Source organism: Propionispora sp. 2/2-37 (assembly GCF_001298735.1).
In the GTDB taxonomy this organism is placed as follows: Bacteria; Bacillota; Negativicutes; order Propionisporales; family Propionisporaceae; genus Propionispora.
In genome coordinates this window covers 207109-213576 of the sequence record NZ_CYSP01000007.1, presented here as the reverse complement: position 1 = coordinate 213576, position 6468 = coordinate 207109, and the positions used below count along the sequence as shown (strand labels likewise).

Here is a 6468-nt window from a genome sequence, read left to right as displayed (position 1 = left end):
TAGTATGGGATACTTTTGTCATGGCATCCATAACATGCGTAGCGAATTGTACCGCTTCGGCCTGCTTCCCGTAAGCCCCTACAACACCCTCAATTGTACGTGTAGCCAATTCAGGATTAAAATTATCAGCTACGCCAAGTTTTAAAGCTACTTCGCTAAGTTTTTCTGTTTGGCTTAGATCATGGTATCCACGTCCCATCAAGCGCAAGGAGTCGGTAACATCTTTGATTGCAGTACCGTATTTCTGTGCAAGGTGAAAACTATCTTCAATGGCTTGATTAAAGGTTTCTTGGTTTGCTTCAGTTTGCGGTAATACCGTTTTTAACTGGTTGAATTCCTCATCCAGTTTAGATATATCGCTCAACGCCCCATAAATGCCACCAATTACCGCCCCTACGCCCAAACCAGTAAGAGTAAACCCTAGGTGCCTTTTAAATTCACTTCCTATATTGCTCAGTAAGCCAGGCGTATTACCTAGTGTCTTATTAAATTTCTCATATTCATCTGTGAGTTGTCTAACCTGTAAAACCGATTGCATAGACTTTTGTTGATAATCAGTATTGCCAGTTTCTTTAAATAATCTATGAAATTTCTCAGCCTCGGCTGTTGCTGATGCAATGGCCTGTCTGTAACCGTCTACAAATTTTGTAGGGTTAAATACGGCTTCTAGCTCTGATTGCATTTGTGACCGTCTTAAACGTTCTGCTGTAGCTAATTGCTGTGCTTCTAAAGCAGGATTTCCCTTTTGCTGTCTAAGACGTTCTTTATTTAAAGCATCCTCTTCCCTTGCCATAGCCTCCATTTGAGACTGCAGCAATCTGGAACGCCTTTTAATAGCTTCCTCTTCATCTTTCCAATATTGCTTACTGGCATCAGCATTTTGTTTTCCGATTAACCCTAATTTGTCATTGATAGCTTTAACTTCATCGGATACAACCTTTTCGGTTAAAGCTAAGTCTTTTTTTAATTGCTCTGCTACTGCAGTATTATTGCCTTTATCTTTTTGCCCTAATTTATCCATTTCGGTTTTTAGCCTTTGTATATCTCGTATTGCTTCCTGGATACCTTTAAATACCAATGCAAACTGTATATTATTATTGTTACTGTCCATGTAATCAACCTCTCATTATCTGAAATAAAAAAGAGGCTCACGCCTCTTTATAATGCCATCCACCCCATTTACGAGTTCCATAGATTATTGGTATGCGATCTTCAGATGATACGGAGTTCATAAGCTGATTAAAGTTATACGAATTACTATTATCAATCTTTGGCTTATGTGTGGCTGACCAAAGTGATCCAGCTAAAGACGCACCATAAAGCCCACCAATAAGTGAACTTGAAGCTCCAAAGAATGCTTGCCCCACATGTCCAGCACCTAAAAAGAAACCTGCTATTGTTAATACTGTTTTACCCTTTGATTTTGACATTCTTTATTCCCCCCTATTGTTTCAGGCAACATTTTTATAATATCGCCGCCAGATATGCCTTTTAGAATCATTGCTGATATTACGTCAGACAGTAAGCCCTTGCTTCTGTCATATGTTTTAAATAAATCAAGAGATGCGATTTTGTCGTATGCTTCAGGTGTGATCTGTTTTGTCCAAACTAAGATTTCTAATTGGCTTAACTCTGTAAGTTTCAACCTTTGAGAAGGTGTAAGATATCCAAAATACTCCATAACGGCATACGCCCAAGTATCTGCCTCATACTCTGCTTTATAATCAATCTTCTGATTACTTTGATCATTCTCTGGTAAATTATCTAAATAAATATGCGCTACTTCATGACCAAGTATATACAGATGTTTTTTGCTAGTAATATATTGCGGTATCGCTATAATCCAACTTTCATTATTTAACATGTGGCTACATCCAGAAAAGTCATAATCTACTTCAGACGCTTTTAAAACTTGTTCAGAAAATACTTTTTTATACGTTTCAATAGGCAGAACATAGAATATCTTTTTACTTGCTCTTAAGTAATTCAAAAAGTACTGAAACATGTCATAATATTTATCTTTTATGAATATACAACCATCCTGCGGTATATCAGGTAAATTACCCGTCCATTCGTCAGTAAATTTATATGTTTTATAAGCAGTATCAGATATAGTAATAACAGGTGTACCATATGCAATCATTCCGCTTTTATCTCGGGTCTGTCTTCTCTTATTTATTTTCTTTACCATATTCCCCATTTAATACCCCTTTATTAATAAAAAATAAGGTAGGGGTAACCCTACTCTTCCCATAAACCTAATTTTCTAATTTCCTCTAATTGATCTTTTACAGCCTTGTCTATTTTCTTAAGAAAATCTTTAGGATTATAAAACTTGATAAAGCTAAAAACCTGGTCATTATTCCTATAACGGGGAGTATATGCTTTTACCGTTCCATCTTCATATTCAAATACATGTACTTTATGAATTTCAAAAGCATGATCTATCTGCAATATTGCATCACAAATATGATACTTTGTTTTGCTATTCTTCTTTATAAATCTAACTTTAGTAATTTCCATTATTATCTCTCCTATTTCAAAAAATAAAGAAGGGCGCATTTTTGCGCCCATTAATATATTTACTATTATTTGCTATATCTTTTTCTACTAATTGCCTTACATTTATCCAATGGCGATAGCTTTTTAAATTCTTCTGATTCAAAATAGATTCTATCTTGCTGCTCTTTAAGCATATTAACCATTTTTTCTTTTTCGGCTTTGATATTTACCATTTCTTTATTTAATTTTGTAATCTCAGTATTGAGTTTTTCTATCTCAGCTTTTATATCTGCTTTAAATTCATTAAACATTTTTTCTAATAATATTTTTTTATCCATCTCTAGTCCTGCCTTTGCGATAATATATTTTTTATCAATTAATCCAAATATTTTAGTCATGTTATCAACCCCTAATATAATAATTGGTAATGTTATTATCCCTTAACCATGTATTAATTCTCTGTATTTGATCTTGTGTCAATTTCTTCACATCGTCAGGTTTATACTGTAAACCATTTTGAGCATGATATCTAAATTCAAGTTCGTATTTAGTACCATCGCCGAATGTAGCTATCATTTTATTTTCATCCCAAGTATCTAGAACTGAAACGTCTATACATGCTTTTTTATATAATTCTTCGCGGTATTTTTGAACACAAATATCTATTTTATTCCATAACTCATCAGGTACATCACTTTCATGACGAGGCGTATTAATGTCAAATCCTAAAACTCTCCCATCATTAAAAGTAACGTCAACTCTTGGGAATACATTATTAGGCACATATACCATATTCTTATACTCATATTTTTTATACCATTTTGCCATACAAGCCGGACAAATGAATTTATCTTCTGCGTTGGTATCCCTTTTATCTTTTCTGGGCATAACCCACACACCTGCAGAATCTCCTTTAAATGTCTTTTCACAATAACCACATTTGAATGATCTAAAATATCTTTTCACTATTCAATATCCCCCTCAACTTGTGCCACAACATATTCTGGTAAACATGTGTTATCAACCAATTTAATTTTTCCGTTAATCTGACTACAACGAATATCTTCTATAACACGACCATCAGCAAATGTAATAGTAACTAAATTCTCAATAAAACCTATGTTTCTTTGACTAAACACTTTACTTTTAACTGTCCATTTATCAGTGTATTCTTTGCTACAATCCGGACAAATGAATTGAATAGCTTGACTGAATCTATCCCTTTCATAAAATACCCCTCCACCCGAAGGAGCAAAAATATTTCCACATTTAGAACATATAAATTTTAGATACTTCATTTCAAATCATCCTCTATATTTAATAATAAAAGCAAGCTAATCAGATTCGCTCTAATTGCTTGCCCTGCATAAGTTCCAAAAATTCTTTTTCTGCTGAAGGTGCAACCTTCCAATGAGAATCAAAACAAATATATTTTGTAAATAATTCCAGTAAACAAATCTTATATTTGATAGTTTTGTCCTTCGGTTCTTCTATGACTGTTTGAATAACTTTCTTTTTTCTACCCATCAAGTCACCTCAATTAGAATTCATTATCATAACCAGTCAGTTTAATAACCTCTGTAAGTTCTTCCTCTGTTAATTCATGATTACGCCATTGAATAATGTTATGAATTTGGTTTTTAATCTCTGCTTCTTTTTGTTGTAATTGCTGTAATTCAGCTACTAGCCTTTTTACTTGATCAACGATTTTACTCATTCAGCATCATTCCTTCTAATTTATGTCTTTTAACAAATAATGGATGTAGTCTAGTATCCCCTTATATTCCTTTCTCCTTCCTGAGTTAATAAAGCAATTAGCTGCTTGTATTTTCAAGCGGCTTAGTTCAAGCCTTATAGATTCGCTGCCTGTTTCTTTATAAATATTAAGTTTTTTAATAACTTCAGCTAAAAGATTATTTATCCCTGTCACCTCCTTACATTTGATACTAAATAAGCAAAAAAATAATAAGCTATTAGACCAACTCTGAAACCTTACAATTATAATATCTTGCAAATTTTACAAGTATTTCACCCGTTAAAGTACTTCTACCATTTTCTAAAGAATTAATATAAGGTCTACTCACTCCAATTGCATTAGCAACTTCCTGCTGCGTTTTACATAAAAGCAATCTTTTTAACTTTAATTTTGATAACACTGGTTTCATGTTTTCACCGCCTTCCTTTACATTTGATACTAAATAGCCTAAAAAAAATAAGCCAGCTTATGCTGACTTTAAATAAAGTGTTGGTTTATATAATACACATTTCAATAAATCATTTTTATCCCCTACAATACTAATGTTATTATTAATAAATTTTAAACACTTTGTGATGTTGTAAGTTAGTGACATTTTTGTCACTAACTACAAATTTTTAGGAGTTCCTACAATACTTCAAAACAATTTTATTATTATTTATTATATTTTTGACATATAAAATTCTTACCCTATATAAATACCTTAGTCATTAAAGTTATGTCTAAATTTAATTGTAATTAGAATAGTTTTTACTAGTAAAACAAGGTTTTACGTCGACGTTAATCTATGATTAACTATAAGGCAAAGTAAGCATATTATTAGATCAACTAACAACAGTGATAAAAAAGATGGGTAAATTCATACCCATCATAAGATTTAATTATTATTTATTTTCTTTAGATAACACGCACATACAAACCATAAGGACACCAACAACTGCACCAATAAACCCACCTAGTAAAAATGTGATTATATAATAAATCATTCTACAGCCACCCTTTTTATTTTTAATATAGCCAATCATGATTATCAAGCGGATTAAATTTCTTGTGTTGAATTTTTAGTTCTTTCTCATTCAGGCTAAGATAATTTCTGGTAGTGTCTAAGTCGGCATGTCCCATAATTTCAGCTAAACTGAATATATCTCCCCCCGCAAGGAGGTAGTTTTTAGCAAATGTATGTCTCCATGTATGCGAGCTAATTTTCTCACCTTCCAAATTCAATTCCTTTTTAAGCCGCATAAACAAAGAATTAATACTAGAAGATGTCATTTTGCGCTCTATTTTAAGAGTGATGAACAACCATTCACAAAATTCTCCATCCAAAAATTCTTCACGCATAGCAAAGTACTGCTTTAAGATACGTTTCATTGCTCTACCTATAGGAATACATCTTTCTTTCTGCCCTTTTCCCAATACACGAATTAAATCATTTGTGATATTCACATCAGTGATTTTTAAATTTAACAACTCACCCTTTCTTATTCCGGTACTGAAAAACAAACAAAAAATTGTATAATTCCTAAATCCAATAAAAGTGCTTTTATCAAATGCATTCAATAGTTTAGATATTTCCTTGCTAGTAAATGTCCGCATAACCTTTTTTTCTACTTTGGGCGGCTTTACATTGGTAATAGGGTTTTTATCTATATAATCCTCACGAAACAAGAATATAAAAAAGGTTTTTATCACTCGGAAATACCTATGTCTCGTTATCCCTTTCAATCCTTTTTCTTGTAATGAAATTAAAAACTCACGAATTACATTACTGGTTACTAATTCAACATCATAAATATCTTTTTTGAGTAGATATTCAAAAAATTTATCTAGTACATCAGCATATGTTCCAATGGTTCGTTCAGTAACATTTTCACTTTTTTTAGTAATGAAAAATATTTTTTTTCCTTCTCCTAATTCCATGCTTTTATAACCTCTCTACTTTACATAAATTTGAGATTTTTAGAATACAGGCCTAGAAAAATCTATGAATTCTGTCCGTGTAGCAGGGAGTATTGTATTGTAGGCAAACAAAAAAACACCTACAACACTAGAATTTATCTAATGTTATAAGTGTTTTGATAATCCCCTTTAGCTTGGGAAGCCGGTACTCTACCACTGAGCTACGCCCGCACATATTGATTTTACTGAGTTTTTAGGTCTCAATGTTTGTTAGTTTTGAGTAGTTTTAGCACTTCTTGAACGTCATTTGT

General features: G+C 32.4%; 11 protein-coding genes. All 11 read right to left on the bottom strand.

Annotated elements, in window-relative coordinates; translation table 11 throughout:
- The coding region (locus P22_RS09635) for a hypothetical protein (RefSeq protein WP_156318914.1) at window positions 1–1111 on the bottom strand (1111 nt) is incomplete at its 3' end.
- A gap of 37 nt (window positions 1112–1148) precedes the next feature.
- The gene (locus P22_RS09630) at window positions 1149–1430 is read right to left on the bottom strand and encodes a tail assembly protein (RefSeq protein WP_054260012.1); all 282 of its coding nucleotides are present in this window, start codon (window positions 1428–1430) and stop codon (window positions 1149–1151) included.
- On the bottom strand, window positions 1400–2200 hold the full coding sequence (locus P22_RS09625) for a M78 family metallopeptidase domain-containing protein (protein WP_054260011.1): 801 nt from the start codon (window positions 2198–2200) through the stop codon (window positions 1400–1402). Before P22_RS09625 ends, P22_RS09630 begins: the two co-directional genes overlap by 31 nt.
- A gap of 41 nt (window positions 2201–2241) precedes the next feature.
- Window positions 2242–2523, bottom strand: coding sequence for a hypothetical protein (locus P22_RS09620; RefSeq protein WP_054260010.1), 282 nt, complete (start codon window positions 2521–2523; stop codon window positions 2242–2244).
- A 65-nt stretch (window positions 2524–2588) separates the two neighbouring features.
- On the bottom strand, window positions 2589–2900 hold the full coding sequence (locus P22_RS09615; RefSeq protein WP_054260009.1) for a hypothetical protein: 312 nt from the start codon (window positions 2898–2900) through the stop codon (window positions 2589–2591).
- A 4-nt stretch (window positions 2901–2904) separates the two neighbouring features.
- Window positions 2905–3468: a hypothetical protein gene (locus tag P22_RS09610; protein ID WP_054260008.1), complete on the bottom strand. Its 564-nt coding sequence runs from the start codon at window positions 3466–3468 to the stop codon at window positions 2905–2907.
- A complete protein-coding gene (locus tag P22_RS09605; protein ID WP_054260007.1) occupies window positions 3468–3800 on the bottom strand; it encodes a hypothetical protein in 333 nt (110 codons plus the stop codon). Before P22_RS09605 ends, P22_RS09610 begins: the two co-directional genes overlap by 1 nt.
- 40 nt (window positions 3801–3840) lie before the next feature.
- On the bottom strand, window positions 3841–4029 hold the full coding sequence (locus P22_RS09600; RefSeq protein WP_054260006.1) for a hypothetical protein: 189 nt from the start codon (window positions 4027–4029) through the stop codon (window positions 3841–3843).
- Between the two features lie 13 nt (window positions 4030–4042).
- Window positions 4043–4219 (bottom strand): hypothetical protein, encoded by a 177-nt coding sequence (locus tag P22_RS20495; RefSeq protein WP_156318912.1) that lies wholly within the window; start codon window positions 4217–4219, stop codon window positions 4043–4045.
- A 256-nt stretch (window positions 4220–4475) separates the two neighbouring features.
- Window positions 4476–4667 (bottom strand): helix-turn-helix domain-containing protein, encoded by a 192-nt coding sequence (locus tag P22_RS09595; protein ID WP_054260005.1) that lies wholly within the window; start codon window positions 4665–4667, stop codon window positions 4476–4478.
- A gap of 599 nt (window positions 4668–5266) precedes the next feature.
- Complete coding sequence (locus P22_RS09590) at window positions 5267–6178, bottom strand: tyrosine-type recombinase/integrase (RefSeq protein WP_054260004.1); 912 nt, start codon at window positions 6176–6178, stop codon at window positions 5267–5269.
- Between the last annotated feature and the right edge of the window lie 290 nt (window positions 6179–6468).

Bases quoted from the DNA above. Each gene is read 5' to 3' on its own strand.
- P22_RS09630 (WP_054260012.1), bottom strand. From the start codon at position 1,430: ATGTCAAAATCAAAGGGTAAAACAGTATTAACAATAGCAGGTTTCTTT.
- P22_RS09625 (WP_054260011.1), bottom strand. From the start codon at position 2,200: ATGGGGAATATGGTAAAGAAAATAAATAAGAGAAGACAGACCCGAGAT.
- P22_RS09620 (WP_054260010.1), bottom strand. From the start codon at position 2,523: ATGGAAATTACTAAAGTTAGATTTATAAAGAAGAATAGCAAAACAAAG.
- P22_RS09615 (WP_054260009.1), bottom strand. From the start codon at position 2,900: ATGACTAAAATATTTGGATTAATTGATAAAAAATATATTATCGCAAAG.
- P22_RS09605 (WP_054260007.1), bottom strand. From the start codon at position 3,800: ATGAAGTATCTAAAATTTATATGTTCTAAATGTGGAAATATTTTTGCT.
- P22_RS09600 (WP_054260006.1), bottom strand. From the start codon at position 4,029: ATGGGTAGAAAAAAGAAAGTTATTCAAACAGTCATAGAAGAACCGAAG.
- P22_RS20495 (WP_156318912.1), bottom strand. From the start codon at position 4,219: ATGAGTAAAATCGTTGATCAAGTAAAAAGGCTAGTAGCTGAATTACAG.
- P22_RS09595 (WP_054260005.1), bottom strand. From the start codon at position 4,667: ATGAAACCAGTGTTATCAAAATTAAAGTTAAAAAGATTGCTTTTATGT.
- P22_RS09590 (WP_054260004.1), bottom strand. From the start codon at position 6,178: ATGGAATTAGGAGAAGGAAAAAAAATATTTTTCATTACTAAAAAAAGT.